The 18,272-nt window shown below is 67.6% G+C and carries 6 protein-coding genes; 4 read left to right on the top strand and 2 right to left on the bottom strand.

The features are described from left to right. Window positions 1-190: 190 nt before the first annotated feature. The 3 genes from dsbD to dsbG are packed head-to-tail and all read left to right on the top strand — an operon-like array spanning window position 191 to window position 3,499. A complete protein-coding gene (gene dsbD, locus ABZO33_RS04295) occupies window positions 191-1,909 on the top strand; it encodes a protein-disulfide reductase DsbD (protein ID WP_414534981.1) in 1,719 nt (572 codons plus the stop codon). Continuing rightward, window positions 1,909-2,739 carry a TlpA family protein disulfide reductase gene (locus ABZO33_RS04290; RefSeq protein WP_414534980.1) on the top strand — a complete coding sequence of 277 codons (831 nt, stop codon included), beginning with the start codon at window positions 1,909-1,911 and terminating at the stop codon, window positions 2,737-2,739. Before dsbD ends, ABZO33_RS04290 begins: the two co-directional genes overlap by 1 nt. Window position 2,740: 1 nt before the next feature. Further along, window positions 2,741-3,499, top strand: coding sequence for a thiol:disulfide interchange protein DsbG (dsbG, locus tag ABZO33_RS04285; protein ID WP_367856630.1), 759 nt, complete (start codon window positions 2,741-2,743; stop codon window positions 3,497-3,499). Window positions 3,500-3,557: 58 nt separating this feature from the next. On the opposite strand, the gene ABZO33_RS04280 is transcribed toward dsbG, so the two are convergent. Then, window positions 3,558-16,505 carry a non-ribosomal peptide synthetase gene (locus ABZO33_RS04280; RefSeq protein WP_414534979.1) on the bottom strand — a complete coding sequence of 4,316 codons (12,948 nt, stop codon included), beginning with the start codon at window positions 16,503-16,505 and terminating at the stop codon, window positions 3,558-3,560. Window positions 16,506-16,824: 319 nt separating this feature from the next. On the opposite strand from ABZO33_RS04280, the gene ABZO33_RS04275 reads away from it, so the two are divergent. After that, the gene (locus ABZO33_RS04275) at window positions 16,825-17,352 is read left to right on the top strand and encodes an RNA polymerase factor sigma-70 (RefSeq protein ID WP_414534978.1); all 528 of its coding nucleotides are present in this window, start codon (window positions 16,825-16,827) and stop codon (window positions 17,350-17,352) included. A 57-nt stretch (window positions 17,353-17,409) separates the two neighbouring features. Here ABZO33_RS04275 and ABZO33_RS04270 read toward each other — a convergent pair whose 3' ends face one another. Continuing rightward, window positions 17,410-18,210: a substrate-binding periplasmic protein gene (locus ABZO33_RS04270; RefSeq protein WP_414534977.1), complete on the bottom strand. Its 801-nt coding sequence runs from the start codon at window positions 18,208-18,210 to the stop codon at window positions 17,410-17,412. Window positions 18,211-18,272 lie beyond the last annotated feature (62 nt).

Below are 18,272 nucleotides of genomic sequence, written 5' to 3'. Positions count from 1 at the left end.
TCCTGGGTAGGGAAGATGGCATTGCACAGCTTCATCATTAAGGGGGGATTATGAACCGGTTTGGCGACGTTCGTCGGCCTGATAGCATCGGCCGCTGCAACGCTGGCTGCCAGTCCTAGGACCAGCTTAACCTTCAGTTAATAACCCAAGGCCAGCATGGCCTCCTTCAAAGTTCTGCCAAGGCGTCGACATGCGTGTTCTCCTGCTTTTCCTGACATTCCTGCTCGCCGGCCCCCTACAGGCCAACCCGTTCGCGGTCAAACCGGACTTCCTGCCGGTGAACGAAGCCTTCGTGCTGACCCACGACCGCCTGGAAAACGGCCAGATGCGCCTGCATTTCCAGATCAAGGACGGCTACTACCTTTACCAGAAACGCCTGAAGTTCGACGGCCTGCCCCCGGAGCAGCACCCGCCCCTGCCCCAGGCCGAGAACCATCACGACGAGTTCTTCGGCGACAGCGCGGTCTACCGCACCGAACTGGAATTGCTGCTGCCGGCCAACGCCAGCGGTGAACTGCGCCTGGGCTGGCAAGGCTGCGCCGACGCCGGCCTGTGCTACCCACCGCAGACCACGCCGATCGCCCTTGGCGGGGCGACTGCGGCAACACCCGCTGCCAACCAGGCCAGCGACCAGGCCCTGGCCGGCACCCTGCAGCAGGACAGTCTGGCCTGGAGCCTGCTGGCCTTCTTCGGCCTGGGCCTGCTGCTGGCCTTCACCCCCTGCTCGCTGCCGATGCTGCCGATCCTCGCCGGGCTGGTTCTGGGCAATGGCGCCAGCGCCCGCCGAGGCTGGTGGCTGGCCGGCGTCTATGTGTTGAGCATGGCCCTAGTGTACGCCGCACTTGGCGTGATCGCCGCGCTGCTGGGCGCCAGCCTGCAGGCCTGGCTGCAACAACCCTGGCTGCTGGGTAGCCTGGCGGGGCTGTTCGTGCTGCTCGCCCTGCCGATGTTCGGCGCTTTTGAATTGCAACTGCCCGCCGCCCTGCGTGACCGCCTGGACCGCGCCGGGCAAGGCACCCGTGGCGGCAACCTGTATGGCGCGGCGCTGCTGGGTGCCCTGTCGGGCTTGCTGCTGGGCCCCTGCATGACCGCGCCACTGGCCGGCGCGCTGCTGTTCATCGCCCAGAGCGGCGACGTGCTGCAAGGGGCACTGGTGCTGTTCGCCCTCGGCCTGGGCATGGGTGTTCCGCTGTTGCTGTTGGTCACCCTGGGCAATCGCTACCTGCCACGCCCGGGCGCCTGGATGAACCTGGTCAAGGGCTTGTTCGGCTTCGTGTTCCTGGCCATGGCCCTGTACACCGTGCGTGGCCTGCTGGCGGAAACGCTGGTACTGGCCCTGGCCGGCGCCTGGTTGATCGCCCTGGGCTGGGCCGCCTGGCCTGCCCTGCAGCGCCTGCCCGCCTTGCGCGCGATCCCCCTGCTGGGCGCGCTGTGGGGTGGCCTGTTGCTGGTGGGCGCCGCAGCCGGTGGCAACGATGTGTGGCAGCCTTTGCAGCCTTTTGCCGGCAAGAGCACGGCCGCGGCCCCCGCCAGCGGCCACGACGCCTTTGTCACCGTCAGCGCACCGGCCGAGCTGCAACGTGAACTCGATGCCGCCAAGGCCCGTGGCCAATGGGTCCTGGTGGACTACTACGCCGACTGGTGCGTGTCGTGCAAAGTCATGGAGAAGCAGGTGTTCGCCCGTGCCGATGTCCAGGCCAGCCTTGACGACGTGCACCTGCTGCGCCTGGATGTAACCGCCGACTCCCCGGCCAGCCGCGAACTGCTGCAACGCTACCAGGTCCCGGGCCCGCCCAGCCTGATCTGGGTCGGCCCGGAGGGCGAGGAACGTCGCGCCCGCCGTATCACCGGTGAAATCGACGCCGCCGGATTCCTGCAACACTGGGCCCAGACCAGGAGCCAAGGCTGATGCTGACCGTCACCCTCGGGCCGCTGACCATGGCCCTGAACCACCTGCTGCTGCTCGCGGCGCTTGGCATCGCCAGCCTGGTCGGCTGGCGGGTGGCAAAGTGCGGCGGCGAGAACCCGGAGTCGGCGCTGTTCAACCTGTTCCTGCTGGGTTTGCTGTTCGCCCGCCTGGGTTTCGTCCTGGCCTACTGGCCGATGTACCGTGACGACCTGCTGCAAATCATCGATATCCGCGACGGCGGCTTCCTGCTCTGGGGCGGGCTGCTGGGCATCGTCCTCGGCACCCTGTGGCAAGGCTGGCGCCGCCCGGGCCTGCGCCGCCCGCTGGGCTGGGCGCTGTTCAGCGGCGCGCTGTTCTGGGGCTTGGGCAGCATGGCCAGCCACCTCTACAGCAAGGGCACCGAGCTGCCGGACATGAGCCTGCGCGACAGCCGCGGCCAGGCGGTGGCCCTGCACGCCTACCGCGGCCGCCCGCTGGTGATCAATATCTGGGCCACCTGGTGCCCACCCTGCCGCCGCGAGATGCCGGTGCTGCAACAGGCCGAGGACGACTACCCCCATGTGACCTTCCTGTTCGTCAACCAGGGGGAGACCCCCGAGAACGTCAGCACCTTCATGGCCACCACCGGCCTGACCCTCTCCAACGTGCTGTTCGACGGCACCGGCGAGCTGGCCCGCAAGGTCGGCTCCATGGCCCTGCCCACGACCCTGTTCTACAACGCCGAAGGGCGGCTGGTCGGCAGCCACCTGGGCGAACTGTCGCGCGCCAGCCTGCGCCACGCCCTGGAACCCTTCGAACGCGCCAATGCGCCCGCCCCACAAGGAAACTGACATGCGATTGAATGCGCTGCTGCCCCTGACCCTCGCCCTGCTTGCCACACCCACGCTGCAAGCCGAGGAACTGCCCAAGGCGATCCAGCAACTGCAGGCCAAGGGCGCCGTGATCAAGGGCAGCTTCGACGCTCCCAACGGCCTGCGCGGCTATGCCGCCGAGTACCACAACAACGGTATCGCCCTGTACCTGACGCCCGACGGCAAGCACGTGCTGGTGGGCAGCCTGTTCGACGAACAAGGCAAGGACCTCAGCGCCGAGCCGCTGGAAAAACTGGTGTACGCACCGATGAGCAAGGCCGTGTGGGCGAAAATGGAAAAGACCGCCTGGATCCAGGACGGCAAGGTCGATGCGCCGCGTACCGTCTACCTGTTCAGCGACCCCAACTGCCCCTACTGCAACATGTTCTGGCAACAGGCGCGGCCTTGGGTCGAGTCGGGCAAGGTGCAGCTGCGCCACATCATGGTCGGCATCATCCGCGAGGACAGCCCGGGCAAGTCAGCCGCGCTGCTCGCGGCCAAGGACCCGGCCAAGGCCTTGCAGGAACACGAGAAGGCCGGCAAGGCCAGCACGCTCAAGGCGTTGGACAAGGTGCCAGAGGCGGTTCAGAAGAAGCTCGAGGCGAACCTGGCGTTGATGGAGGAACTGGGCCTGGCGGCAACGCCGGCGATTTTCTATCAGGACGAGCAAGGGCAGTTGCAGAGCCAGCAAGGCGCGCCGCGGCCAGAAATGCTCGGGAAGATCCTCGGCAAACGCTGAGAACCATCGCGGGGCCAGCCCGCTCCCACGTGGGAGCGGGCTGGCCCCGCGATGGCCGTTACAACGCTTCCAGCTCCGCCATCAGGTCGCTCAGCCGATCGACCTTGTCATCGTCCAGCGCGCTGTCCTGCAAACCACGCACATAGTCCGCCAGCTCTTCCACCGTGCTGCACTCGAACATCGCCCGCAACGGCACGTTCAGTTGCAGGGCCTTCTGCACCCGCGAGGCGATCTGCGTCGCCAGCAACGAATGCCCGCCCAGCTCGAAGAAGTTGTCGCGCACGCCCACCCGCTCGGTCTTGAGCACATCGGCCCAAATGCCGGCGAGGGTCTCTTCAAGCTCATTGCGCGGCGCCAGGTAGGCCTGGCTGTGCTGGCCACCGATATCGATGGCCGGCAGCGCCTTGCGGTCAAGCTTGCCGTTGGCGTTGTGCGGCAACCTGTCGAACCAGCCCCAGTGCAACGGCACCATGTACTCCGGCAACTCGGCGCGCAGGCGCTGCTTGAGCTGGTCGAGCAGCGCAGCGTCGGCACTGACGCCCTGGTGCGCCACCAGGTAGCCGACCAGGTGCTTGCCGTTGACGCCCTCCTGCACGCCCACCGCGGCATCGCGCAGCTCCGGCTGTTCGTGCAGGCGCGCCTCGATCTCGCCCAGCTCGATGCGGTAGCCACGGATCTTCACCTGATGGTCGATGCGCCCGACGTACTCCAGCACGCCATCCGGACGGCGCCGCGCCAGGTCGCCGGTGCGGTACAGGCGCTCGCCCGGCGCACCGTATGGGTGTGGGATGAAGGCCTGGGCGGTGCGCAGCGGGTCGCCGACATAGCCACGGCCCACGCCGGTACCGGCGACGCACAGCTCGCCCACCGCGCCCAGCGGCACCAGGGTCTGGTCCTCGCCTAGCAGGTACAGGCGGTTGTTGTCGGTCGGCGTGCCGATCGGCAGGTAGCTGCCCTGGGTCGAGGCGGCATCGACGCGGAAGAACGCCACGTCGTCCGAGCACTCCGCCGGGCCGTAGGCGTTGACCAGGCCGATGGCCGGGTAGCGCTGCAGCCACTGGGCGGCCAGCTCGGGCGGCATGGCCTCGCCGGTCGGCAGCATCCAGCGCAGCCCATCGAGGGCCTGGTGATCGTTGGCCAGCATGCCCTGGATCAGCGACGGCACACTCTCCAGCACGGTGATGCCGGTGGCCTGCACATGGCTCAGCAGGCCTTGCGGATCATGGGCGATAGCGTTCGGCACGATCTCCACGCGGGCACCGAACAACGGCGCGGCAAGGAACTGCCACACCGAGATGTCGAAGCTCTGCGAGGCAGTCTGGGCGATCACGTCCTGCTCGTCCAGGGCCAGATACGGCACCTTGCTCAGCTGGTTGTTGAGCATGCCGCGCTGCTCGACCATCACGCCCTTGGGCAGGCCGGTGGAGCCGGAGGTGTAGATCACGTAGGCGAGGTTGTCCGGCGCGCTGTGAATGCCGAGGTTGTGGCTGGCCACGTTGCTCGCCTGCACCTCTTCCCAGACCAGCAGCTTCGGCCGTGCCGCACCCGCCACCTCGTCGAGCAGCTGGCGCGCCTGCTCGGCGCAGGCCGCGCTGCACACCAGCACCGGCGTGCGGCTCAGCTCGACGATGCGTTGCAGGCGTGCCGCCGGCAGGCCCGGATCCAGCGGCAGGTAACCGGCGCCGGCCTTGAAACTGCCGACGATCATGCCCAGCAGCGCCAGGCCGCGCTCGGCCAGCAGCGCCACCGGTTGGTCGATGGCCACGCCAGCCGCGACCAGGGCATGACCCAGCCGGTTGGCCGCCACGTTCAGGCCCGCATAGTCGTAAGCGGCCGCCTCGCAACGAGCGACAGTGCGCTGCGGATGCGCGGCCACCCGCGCCTCGAACAGCTCGACGTAGCTCTGCTCCAGCGCGTAGGCATGCTCGGTGCGGTTGCAGTCCTCGAGCAGGAAACGCTGCTCGTCGGCCCCCAGCAGCGGCAGTTCGCCGACCTCGCCTTCGAAGCCCTCGACCAGCGCCAGCAGCAGGCGCTTGAATTCGGCGAGCAGGCGCTCGACGGTCGGGTAGTCGAAGTAGCGCTGGTCGAACGACAGGTGCAGGCCCAAATCATCACCCGGGTAGCACACTGCGGTCAGCGGGAAGTTGGTGTGGGTGCGGCCCGAATCGGAGCTGGCGTCCAGGTGCTGGGCGTGGTCGAGCACCGCAGTTTCCACCGGGGCGTTCTCGAACACGAACAGGCTGTCGAACAGCGGTTGGCCCTTGGGCAGTTCGCTGCACTCCTGGATTGCCACCAGTGGCAGGTACTCGTATTCACGCAACTGCATGTTGCGATCGAGCAAACCCTGCAGCCACTGGCGCACGCTGCTGCGCTCGCCCGGCTGCGGCAACTGCACGCGCAGGCCGATGCTGTTGATGAACAGGCCGACCGTGCGCTGCATCTGCGGCAGGCTCACCGGGCGCCCGGCCACGGTGACCCCGAACACGACGTCGCGGTCGCCGCTATAACGGGCCAGGGTCAAGGCCCAGGCCGCCTGGGCGAAGGTGTTGACCGTCAGCTGGTGGGCCTGGGCCAGTTCGCGCAAGCGTACGCCCTCGCTCACCTCGAGGCGGGTGTAGCAGTCGCCCACCACCATGCCATCACCCGCGTGGTCATGGCGCAGCGGACGGTCGCTGGGGATCGCCGTGGCGCGCTCGAAGCCGGCCAGGTTGGCCTGCCACCACTGGCGCGCCTCGTCGAGATCCTGGCGCTGCAGCCAGCCGATGTAGTCACGGTAGCGCGGCGGCACCGGCAACTGGGCCTGGCGCCCTTCGCCGAGGGCCTGGTAGATCTCGAAGAAGTCGTTCATCAGCAGCGAGCGGCACCAGGCATCGATGAGGATGTGGTGGTTGCTCATCATGAACCAGTAACGCGCGTCGTCCACGCGCACCAGGCGCAGGTGGAACGGTGCTTCGCGCAGCAGCTCGAAGCCGGCCTCGCGCTCCTCCTTGTGCAGCGCTTGCAGGCGCGCTTCCTGGGCGTGCTCGTCGAGGCCGCGCCAGTCCTGGTAGTCCACGGCGGTCTTGCCGGGTTTGTGGATGATCTGCAGCATCGCTTCGCCGGCGTTCCAGCTGAACGAGGCGCGCAACGCCTCATGGCGCGCCACCACGGCCTGCCAGGCCTGGGCGAAGCGTTCGGGGTCGAGGGCGCTGTTGATGCGGTAGCGGTCCTGCATGTAGTAGATGCCGGTGCCCGGCTCGAGCAGGGTATGCAGCAGCAGGCCTTCCTGCATCGGCGTCAGCGGGTAGACGTCCTCGATCTCGGCGGCCGGGATCGGCAGCGTGTCGATCTGCTCCTGGGTCAGTTGCGCCAGTGGGAAGTCCGACGGCGTGAAGCTGCCGTTGCCGTCCGCCAGGCAGTGGCCGACCAGGGCCAGCAGCTCCTGGCGGTAGGCGTCGGCCAGGCGGGCGATGGTCGCTTCGTCGTAGCGCTCGGCGCTGAAACTCCAGCGCAGTTGCAGCGCGCCGCCGTAGACCTGGCCATCGACGCTCAGCCAGTTCGGCAGCGGCGCATCGAGGTCATGGGCCAGACCTGCGGGGGCGTCCAGCGGCTGGAACAACGCCGCCTGGTCAAACTGCTGGTCGAACTGGCCCAGGTAGTTGAAGGTGATGCGCGCCTGGGGCAGCGCGGCCATGCGTTCGCGCCCGGCCTCGTCGGCCAGGTAGCGCAGCACGCCATAACCCAGCCCCTTGTGCGGCACCTGGCGCAGTTGCTCCTTGATGCGCTTGATCGACCCGGCACGGGCCGACTCGCCCTCGCCCATCTCCGGGCTCAGGCTCAGCGGGTAGGCGTTGGTGAACCAGCCGACACTGCGGGTCAGGTCCATGTCCTCGAACAAGCCGTCGCGGCCATGGCCTTCCAGTTGCACCAGTACCTGTTGGTCGCCACTCCACTGGCACAGGGTGCGGGCAAGGGCGGTCAGCAGCAGGTCGTTGACCTGGGTGTGGTAGGCCGCCGGCGCCTGTTGCAGCAACTGCCGGGTCTGCTCGACGTCCAGTTCGGTGGCGATGCTGCGGGCATGACGGTGCAGGTTGCCGCCCTGGGGATGGTCACAGGGCAGTTCGCGGCGGGCGTTGCCCAACTGGCCTTCCCACCAGCCCAGCTCGTCGCGCAGCGAGTCGCTGCCGGCGTAACTGGCCAGGCGTGCCGCCCAGTCGCCCATGGCATGGGTCTTGGCGGCCAGGGTTTCACCGCGGTACAGCGCCTGCAGGTCTTCCAGCAGCACGCGCCAGGACACGCCATCGACCACCAGGTGGTGGATCGCCAGCAGCAGGCGCTGGGCGCCCTGCCCGTCAATGACCAGCAAGGCGCGCAACAGCGGCCCCTCGGCAAGGTCGAGGCTGCGCTGCACGTCGGTATAGAGCGCCTGGCAGTCCTCGAAGTCGGTCACGTTCGCGGTCCACAGCAACGGCTGGCTACCCGGCTGGGTGTACTCGCCCTGCCAGCGGCCATTGGCCTGGCCGAAACGCAGGCGCAGGCTGTCGTGGTGCTCGACCAGCGCGGCCAGGGCCCGCTCCAACGCCTCGGCCTGCAACGGCTGGCGCACCTGCAACAGCACTGCCTGGTTCCAGTGCTGCGGCTGCGGTACTTCGCTGTCGAAGAACCAGTGCTGAATCGGCGTCAGGCCAGCGCTGCCCTGACGTGCACCCTGCTCGATCGCGCTCGGCGCCTCGCTGTGGGTCACCACTGCCGCCAGGGTCTGGATGGTCTGGTGCTGGAACAGGTCACGCGGGGTGAACTGCAGCCCCAGCTGGCGGGCACGGCTGACCACCTGGATCGACAGGATCGAGTCGCCGCCCAGTTCGAAGAAGTTGTCCTGCACACCGATGCGCGGCAGGTTGAGCACTTCACGCCAGACCTGCGCCAGCTGGCTTTCCAGCTCGTTGGCCGGGGCCTGATAGTGCTGACGCGCCTGCTCCAGATCCGGGGCCGGCAACGCGCGGCGGTCAAGCTTGCCGTTGCCCATCAACGGCAGGCTGTCGAGCAGCACCAGGTGCGCCGGCACCATGTAGTCCGGCAGGTGCTGGCGGGCGTCCGCCTTGACCGCCTCGCGCAGCAGGGCCTGGGCCTCGCTGTCGGCGCCGGCCTGCGGGCACACCAGGTAACCCACCAGTTGCTTGCCGCCCGGCAGGTCGAGGGCCAGGACCACCGCCTCCTCGACGTCGGCGTGCTCCTGCAGGCGGCTCTCGATCTCGCCCAGCTCGATACGGAAGCCACGGATCTTCACCTGCTGGTCGGCACGGCCGACATACTCCACCAGGCCATCGGCGCGCAGGCGCACCAGGTCGCCGGTGCGGTACAGGCGGCCACCGACATGGCTGAACGGATCGGCGACGAAGCGTTCGGCGCTCAGGCCCGGGCGGTCGTGGTAACCCTGGGCCAGGCCCGCGCCACCCACGTACAGCTCACCGATGCCACCCTGTGGCAACAGGGCCAGGTCGTCGTCGAGGATGTAGGCGGTGCGCGCGCCGATCACCCGGCCGATCGGCACGCTGCCGGCATCGACGGGCAGCGTGTCCGGCGCCAGGCACGCCAGCGGCATGACCACGGTCTCGGTCGGGCCGTAGGCGTTGAAGAACTGTTGCGGGGCAAAGGCCTGGCGGATGCGCTGCAGGTGTTCCCCGGTCAGCGCCTCGCCGCCGGTGATCACCAGGCGCACCGGCAATTGCTCGCCCTGCCCGGCCAGGTACTGGGCCAGCTGGCTGCCGTAGCTCGGGGTGAATCCGAGCACGCTGACCTGCTGCTCGCGCACCAGCTGGCAGATTTCCTCGGCGCCCCACTGGCCCTGGGCGCGCAGCACCACGCGGGCGCCGCACAGCAGCGGCACCAGCAGGCGTTCGCTGGCGGCGTCGAAGTTGATCGAATAGAAATGTAGCTCGCAGTCGTCGCTGCGCATGCCGAACTCGGCGATCACCGCCTTGCAGTGCATGGCGATTTCACCGTGGCTGACCACCACGCCCTTGGGCTTGCCGGTGGAACCGGAGGTGTAGATCAGGTAGGCCTGGTGTTGCGGCAGGTTGAGGTTGTCCAGGGCTGCGTCGCTGTAAGCGGACAGGATCGCGGCATCGTCCTCCAGGCTCCAGCGGGCAACGCCCGGCGGCAGTTCGCCCAAGGTGTCGAGCAACGCCCGCTGGCCGATCAGCAGGCCGAGGCGGCTGTCCTCGATCATGTAGCGCAGGCGGTCGAGTGGGTATTCCGGATCCAGCGGCACGTAGGCGCCACCGGCCTTGAGAATGGCCAGCAGGCCCACCACCATTTCCAGCGAGCGCTCCAGCGCCAGGCCCACCCGCACCTGGGGGCCGACACCGCGCTCACGCAGGGCGCGGGCCAGGCGGTTGGCCTGCTGGTCGAGCTCGGCATAGCTCAGGTGCTGGCCGGCGAAGGTCAGGGCCAGGGCCTGCGGGGTACGCTCGGCCTGGGCGGCGAACAGCCCGTGCAGCGTCTTATCCAGCGCGAAGTCCTGCTCGCCCTGCAACTGGCCGATCAGCACCTGCTGCTCGGCGTCAGCCAGCATCGGCAGTTCGCACAGGCGCTGCTGCGGATCGTCGATCAGCGCCACCAGCAACTGCTGCCAGTGCTCGGCCATGCGCGCGATACGCGGTTCATCGAACAGGTCGCGGCTGTAGGTGAAGCAGCAGCCCAGGCGGCCGTCGAGGTCGGTGACCTCCAGGTACAGGTCGAACTTGGTGGCGCTGGCGTCGTTGACCAGGTAGTCCACCTGCATGCCGACCAGCTCACGGCTCTGCTGGAAAGCCCAGCGCTGCACGTTGCACATCACCTGGAACAGCGGGTTGTAGGCGCTCGAACGCGGTGGCTGCAGGGCCTCGACCAACTGCTCGAACGGCAGGTCCTGGTGCGACTGGCCATCAATGATGGTCTGGCGCACCTGGTCGAGCAGCGCGCCGGCGCTCATCTGCCCGTCCAGTTCGCAACGCAGCACCTGGGTGTTGAGGAAGGCGCCGATCAGCCCTTCGCTTTCCGGGCGGATGCGGTTGGCCACCGGGGCGCCGATACGCAGGTCGCGCTGGCCGCTGTAGCGATGCAACAGCGCGGCCAGGGTGGCGGTCATGGTCATGAACAAGGTCAAGCCGCGCTGGCTGTTGAAGGCATGCACGCGCTTGACCAGCGCCGGATCCAGGTCGAAGCGGTACAGCTCGCCGCGGTGGCTCTGCACCGCCGGGCGTGGGCGGTCGGCGGGCAACGCCAGCACCGGGTGCTCGTCGCCCAGGCGGTCTTTCCAGTAAGCCAGCTGGCGATCGCCCTCGCCGCCTTCCAGCCACTGGCGCTGCCACACGCTGTAGTCGAGGTACTGCACCGGCAGCGGCGCCAGCGGCGACTCGCGCTCGTCGACGAAGGCTTCGTACAGCTCGCCCAGCTCGCGGGCGAAGATGTCCATGGCCCAGCCTTCGGTGACGATATGGTGCAGGGTCAGGACGAAGTAGTGCTCGCGCTCGCCGGCCTTGACCAGGCAGGCGCGCAGCAGCGGGCCGCGCTCCAGGTCGAACGGCTGGTGCGCCTGGTCGTCGGCCAGTTGTTGCAGGCGTTGCTGGCGGGCGTCAGCGGCCAGGGCGCTGAAGTCGTGCCAGTGCAGTTGCACGTGACTGTCATCGGCCACGCACTGGTACGGCTTGCCGTCGATGCTGGGGAAGGTGGTGCGCAGGGTTTCATGACGGACGATCAGGGCATGCAGGGCGCGCTCGAAGGCGTCCACATGCAGCAGGCCCTGGAAGCGAGCCATGCCGCCGACGTTGTAGGCGGGGCTGTGCGGGTCCATCTGCCAGAGGAACCACATGCGCTGCTGCGAGTACGACAGCGGCACGGCCTGGCGGCGGTCGACACGGGCGATGGCGCCTTGCAGGTTGCGTGCGCCGCTGCCCTGCAGACGGGCAATCTCGGCGCAGAACGCGCCCAGCTCGCTGGCCTCGAACAAGGCCTTGAGCGGCAACTCGACATCCAGCGCCTGGCGGGTGCGCGAGACGATCTGGGTGGCCAGCAAGGAGTGGCCGCCAAGGGCGAAAAAGTCATCCTGCAAGCCGACCTGCGGCCGGCCCAGCACCTCGCGCCAGATCGCCGCGACCTGTTGTTGCAACGCGCTTTGCGGCTCGACATGTTCACGTTGCTGCCAGACCGGCGCCGGCAGCGCCTTGTGATCGACCTTGCCGCTCGGCCCCAGGGGCATCTGCGCAAGATGAATGAGTTGTGCCGGCACCATGTACGCCGGCAGGCGCTCGGCCAATGCGGCCAGCAGCGCCTCGCTCTGCTCGACACCGCTGTAATAGCCCACCAGTTGCGCACCGACGGCATCCTTGTGGACCAGCACCAGTGCCTGGGCGACACCCGGCTCGGCCAGCAGCAGCGCCTGCACCTCCTCCGGCTCGACGCGGAAGCCGCGCACCTTCACCTGCTGATCGAGGCGCCCCAGGTACTCCAGGGCTTGGCTCTGCACATGCCAGCGGGCGCGGTCGCCACTGCGGTACAGGCGTGCGCCGTCGCCATCGGGCTGCGGCACGAAGCGCTCGGCGGTCAGCCCCGGGCGGCCGAGGTAACCACGGGCCAGGCCCGCGCCCCCCAGGCACAGCTCGCCAGGCACGCCCGGCACGGTCAACTCGAACTCATCGTCCAGCACCCGGCACAGCACGTTGCCCAGCGGGCGACCGATGGGCGAGCGCTCGCCATCGTTCGCCTGGCAGTGCCAGTGGGTGACGTTGATCGCGGTTTCGGTCGGGCCGTAGCGGTTGTGCAGTTGCACCTGTGGCAGCAGTTGCAGCACGCGGTCACGCAAGGCGGCGGACAGCGCCTCGCCACCGGAGAACAACCGGCGCAGGCTGGTGCAGCCGGCGGCCAACGGCTCCTGGACGAACACCTGCAGCAACGGCGGCACGAAGTGCAGCGTGGTCACCGCGTGTTGCTGGATCAACTGGGCGATGCGCTGCGGATCGCGATGTTCGCCGGGGCCGGCCAGGACCAGCTGGCAACCGGTGACCAACGGCCAGAAGCACTCCCACACCGACACATCGAAGCTGATCGGCGCCTTCTGCATCAGCACGTCGCTGTCATCCAGCACGTAGGTGGCCTGCATCCACTGCAGGCGCTCGGCCAGCGCAGCATGGGTATTGCCCACGCCCTTGGGCTGGCCGGTGGAGCCGGAGGTGTAGATCACATAGGCGAGGTTGTCGCCATGCAGGTGCAGGCCAGGGGCCTGGCTTGGCCAGCTGTCCAGGTGCAGCTGGTCGAGGGCGATGGCGCTCACGCCTTCGACCTGCGGCAGTTTGTCGAGCAGGCTGCTGTGGCTGAGCAGCAGGCCGGCCTGGCAATCACCGAGCATGTAGGCCAGGCGCTCGGCCGGGTAGTCGGTATCCAGCGGCACGTAGGCGCCACCGGCCTTGAGAATGGCCAGCAGGCCGACCAGCAGTTGCGGCGAACGCTCCAGGGCAATCGCCACGCAAGTGTCCGGACCGACGCCCTTGTCGCGCAGGTAGTGCGCCAGGCGGTTGGCCTGCTGGTGCAGCTCGGCATAGCTGAGCTGGCCACCGTCCCACACCAGCGCGGTGCGCTCGGGGCTCAGGCGGGCCTGTTCGTTGAGTTGTTCGACCAGCAGGCGCGGCGCGCTCGCCATCGACGCCTGCCCCCAGCCGAGCAGTTGCGCGCGGCCCTGCTCGTCGAGCAGGCGGACTTCGCCAAGGGCCAACTGCGGCTCGGCGCAGACCTGCTCGAGCAAGGCCAGCAGATGGCTGGCCAGGCGCTTGACGGTGGCTGCCTCGAACAACCCGGCGGCGTAGTCGAAGGCCAACGTCAGGCGGCCCTGGTGGTCTTCCTCGCTGTGCAGCTGCAGGTCGAACTTGGCTTCGCGGCTGTGCCAGGGCAGCTCTTCGGCGAGCAGGCCGGGCAGGCGGCGCAAGGCCGACAGGTCGCGTTGCTGGTGATTGAACATGACCTGGAACAGGCCTTGTTCACGGGCCTGCGGCAGCGCCTCGAGCAGTTGCTCGAACGGCAGGTCCTGATGGGCCTGGGCCTCCAGGGTGGCCTGGCGCGCCTGGGCCAGCAGCCCGGCGAACGGCAGGCGGCCGTCGAGTTCGGCGCGCAGCACCTGGGTGTTGATGAAGAAGCCGAGCATGCCCTGGGTTTCCAGGCGCGGGCGGTTGGCGTTGGGCACGCCGACACGGATGTCGCCCTGGCCGCTGTAGCGGTGCAGCAGGGCCTGCCAGCCGGCGAGCAGGACCATGAACAGGCTGGCCTGCTGGTCGCGTGCCAGGTCCTTGAGGGCGTGGGTCAGTGCCGCCGGCACCTTGAGGCTGTGGCGCGCGGCACGGGTGTGCTGCTGGCTGGCGCGGGGCTGGTCGGTACACAGGTCGAGCACCGGCAGTTCATCACCCAGCTTGTTCTTCCAGTAGTCGAGCTGGCGGGCGCTCTCGCCATCGGCCAGCCACTGACGCTGCCACTGGCCGTAGTCGGCGTAGCCCAGCGTCAGTGCGGGCAGTTGCACGGCCTGGCCCTGGGCGGCGTACAAACGGGCGAACTCATCCAGCAGGATGTTCAGCGACCAGCCGTCGGCGACGATATGGTGCAGGGTCACCCACAACTGGTGCTCTTCGTCGTCCAGGCGGGCCAGGGTCACCCGCAGGAGCGGGCCCTGGCGCAGATCGAACGGCTGCTGCGCCTCATCCTCGCGGCGCGCAGCCACCTCGGCGGGAGACTGCCCCTCAAGGTCCAGATGACGCAGGGTGAACGCCTGGCTCGGCAGGATGCGCTGCACGGCCTGGCCGTCGACTTCGTCGAACAACGTGCGCAGGGATTCATGGCGTGCCACCAGGGCCTGGAAGCTGGCCTCCAGCGCAGCGACATCCAGCTCGCCGCGCAGGTGCAGGCCAGCGGGGATGTTGTAGGCGGCGGACTGCGGCTCCAGCTGCCACAACAGCCACAGGCGGTTCTGTGCCAGGGACTGCGGCAGGGCCTGGTCGCGGGCCTGGGTTGCGATGGTGCCGGCGGCGCTGCCACCTTCGGCGAGGACGGCCGCCACGGCGGCGCTGTATTCGGCCAGGGTCGGTGCTTCGAACAAGGTGCGCAGGCTGAGCTGGATGCCCAGTTCGTCGCCCAGCCGTGCGGTCACCTGGGTGGCCGCGATGGAGTTGCCGCCCAGCAGCAGGAAGTGATCGTCCGCCGCCACCGCCTCGACCTTGAGCAGTTCACGCCAGATACCCGCGATCCGTGCCTGCAGGTCGTCACCGGCCACGCCGTTGCCCTGCTCCGTTTGCGCCGTCGGGAACCGCGCATAGATATCCAGGCTGCCGTCGTTCATGCGCAGGCGGCAGGCCGAGCGCTGCAGCTTGCCGCTGGAGGTCTTGGGCAAGGCGCCCGGGTTGAGCAGCAACACCACGGCCGGTGCCTGGCGACAGGCATCGGCAATGACCCGGCGCAAGGTATTGATCAGCGCCTCTGGCGTGTGCGCCTTCTGCACATTGCGGCTGATCTCCACCGCCACGCCGATGCCCTCCTCGCCCTGGTCGTCGACGGCGAACACCGCCACCCGGCCCTTGCGCAGCACATCGACTTCACGCTCGAGGGTCTTTTCCAGGTCCTGCGGGTAGATGTTCTGACCACGGACGATAAGCATGTCCTTCAGGCGCCCGGTGACGAACACTTCGCCATCGCGCATGAAGCCCAGGTCGCCGGTGCGCAGCCAGGTCTGGCCGTCACGCTCGACAAAGGTCCGCGCGCTGGCCTCGGGGTTGCGCCAGTAGCCCAGGGCGATGCTCGGGCCGCCGGCCCAGATCTCGCCAACCCGGTTGTCCTCCAGCACCTCCAGGCGCTGCGGGTCGACAATGCACACCGCATGGCCCGGCTGCGGGTAGCCGCAGCTCATCAGTACGCTGCCCCGGCCGGGCTCGGCACGGTTGGCGGCGAAGGCCTCGGCATCCAGTTCCAGCGCGCCAATACCCTGGCCACGGCGGCTGCCACTGACGAACAGGGTGGCCTCGGCCAAGCCATAGCTGGCGAAGAAGCTGCTGGCCGTGAAGCCGCAGGCGGCAAACTTTTCAGCGAAGGTATCGAGACTGTCCTGGCGGATCGGCTCGGACCCCGAATAGGCCACGCGCCAGCGGCTCAGGTCCAGGCCGGCGAGCGCCGCCTCGCTGACCCGCTCGCTGCACAGGCGGTAGGCGAAGTCCGGGCCGCCACTGATGGTACCGCCGTACTCGCTGATCGCCTGCAACCAGCGCAATGGCCGGGCGAGGAAATAGCCCGGCGACATCAGCACGCAGGGCACGCCACTGAAGATCGGCTGCAGCAGCCCACCGATAAGGCCCATGTCGTGGTACAGCGGCAACCAGCTGACGATCACGTCGTCCGGGTTCAGGTCGATGCCGAAACCGTGGCGGATCAGCTGTTCGTTGGCCACCAGATTGCCGTGGCTGACCTGCACGCCCTTGGGCAGCGCGGTGGAGCCGGAGGTGTATTGCAGGAAGGCGATGTCACTGCCTTGCAGCACTGGCTCGCGCCACTGCACGGCCAGCTGCGGATCCAGACGGTCCACCGCCAGCAGGCCCGGGGCGTTGACCCCGGCCAGGGCTTCGAGGCCCTGCAAACTGTCACACAGCGCCTCTACCGTCAGCAGCAGGCGCGGCTCGGCGTCGTCGATGATCGACAGCAGGCGTTCCTGATGGTGCTGGCGCGAAGACTCCGGCGGGTAGGCCGGCACGGCGATCACCCCGGCGTACAGGCAACCGAAGAACGCCGCGACATAGTCCGGCCCACTGGGAAACAACAGGATGGCACGCTCGCCAAACCCGGCCTTGGCCTGTAACGCCGCGGCAATGGTCCGCGCGCGCTGGTCGAGGTCTCGGTAACTGAGCACCGCCTGCTCGCCGGGCGCATCAGCGAGGAAGCGCAAGGCAATGCGCTCCGGGGTCTGGGCGGCGCGTTGCGCCAGGGCCTGGACCAGCGAGTGCGGGAGTTCGAAGGCGTCCGTCATGGAATGTTCCTGCCAGTGTCTGGGTGAGTCGCGCCTGACTGGCCCGCGCACGACAGGCGGGCAGTGTTCGGCAGCCGAGATGTACACAGGGGAACGGATGGGCGGAGGAAGAAATTAGGGCCGTCGGGAAGGCCGCTAAGGCCGGACGCAGAGGCAAATATTGAAGCGTTTCACAGGCTGAAGCTTAGAACCAAAATGGATAGAAACTCATTAACTTTCGTATTTGACAATCATTATCATTACGAATAGTTTGTCGCACGTCGTAGGAAGCCTCCTTAAGGGGTGCGCTCCCTCTCCTCTCTGAGACAAGGTGATTTCCATGGCGGAACAACTATCCACAAGTAAGTGCGATTCACCATTACTCCAGGCATTCGTCGACAACCGCAGCATCCTGGTCAAGATCGCAGCCCGCATCACCGGCTGCCGCTCGCGCGCCGAGGATGTGGTGCAGGATGCCTTCTTCAGGCTCAGCGCCGCCCCGCACATCACCTCATCGTTCAAGGCCCAGCTCAGCTACCTGTTCCAGATCGTGCGCAACCTGGCCATCGATCACTACCGCAAGCAGGCCATGGAACTCAGGTACTCCGGCAGCGAAGAGGAAGGGATGAACGTGGTCATCCAGAACGCCTCGCCCGAGGCCACCCACATCAACCTGGCCACCCTGGAACACATCGCCGACGCCCTCGACGAACTGCCCAAGCGCACCCGCTACGCCTTCGAGATGTACCGCCTGCATGGCGTACCGCAGAAGGACATAGCCAAGGAGCTGGGGGTCTCGCCGACGCTGGTCAACTTCATGATCCGCGATGCGCTGATTCATTGCCGCAAGAGCAGCCGCCTGGGCTGAGCCGCTCCTACACAGGTACAACCTTCACCTGAGAGAACGCGACGACTTTGCTGAAATTTAGTCGTGCGGCGCTTCGACGGTGATCTGGTAAGGCTGGAAGATCCGCAGCAGTTCGCCGTTTTCCCGCAGCTGGCGCAACAGGCTGGCAAACGCCTCGGGGCTGATGGACGCCCCCGGGCGCAACAGCGCGTAGTGATGGTAGACCTGGTCGACCCGTTGCGAGGCCAGCAACTGGCCGGCACTGTCCGGGTTGCGCTTGAGGAAATCGCTGAGGTACGAACGGGTGACCAGGGCGATATCCGCACGCCCACGCTCGACCATGTTCAGGTTACTGTCGTGGGAATAGGTCAGGGTCGCCCTGTAGCGTTTCTTCAACCAAGCCGGGTCCGGATTGAAATCGGCGAAAGCGTAGTGGTAGCCATTGAACAGCGCCAGGCGCTTGCCTTCGAGGTCGTCGAAGTAGTGCTGGTTACGCCCGGCCTGCTGACGGCTGACGAACACCTCGGCATCTTCCAACCCCATGTCCACGGTCTTGTGGGCAATCTCCTGCCAGCCCCACTGCGGGTTCTCGAAAATCGCCATGTCGGTGCGGCCTTGCTGGAAGTCGCCAAAGCGCCGGGGAATCGAGGTGGGCACCAGGACGAAACGGTGCCGGGACTGCAAACGGTTCAACGCCTCGACCAATTGCGGCAGCAAACCGGTATCGGCGCCCTGCTCGGGGCGCACGGTATACGGAGGAAAGTGCGCCGCCCCGATCTTCACTTCCAGCACCTCGTCGGCCCGCGCCGCACCACCCAGCGCTACCGCGACGAACAACAGCAGGGAAGAGGAAATCTTGACGCTGGGCAGTGGGATCAAGTCGAGACACTCATCACGGGTAGGGGCCTGAATGCGCCTAAGCTAGGCGTTTTCCCACATGG

Source organism: Pseudomonas sp. CAM1A (assembly GCF_047501685.1).
Lineage (GTDB): Bacteria > Pseudomonadota > Gammaproteobacteria > Pseudomonadales > Pseudomonadaceae > Aquipseudomonas.
The sequence above is the reverse complement of the archived record's forward strand: the minus strand, read 5'-3'. Positions and strand labels throughout refer to the sequence as shown.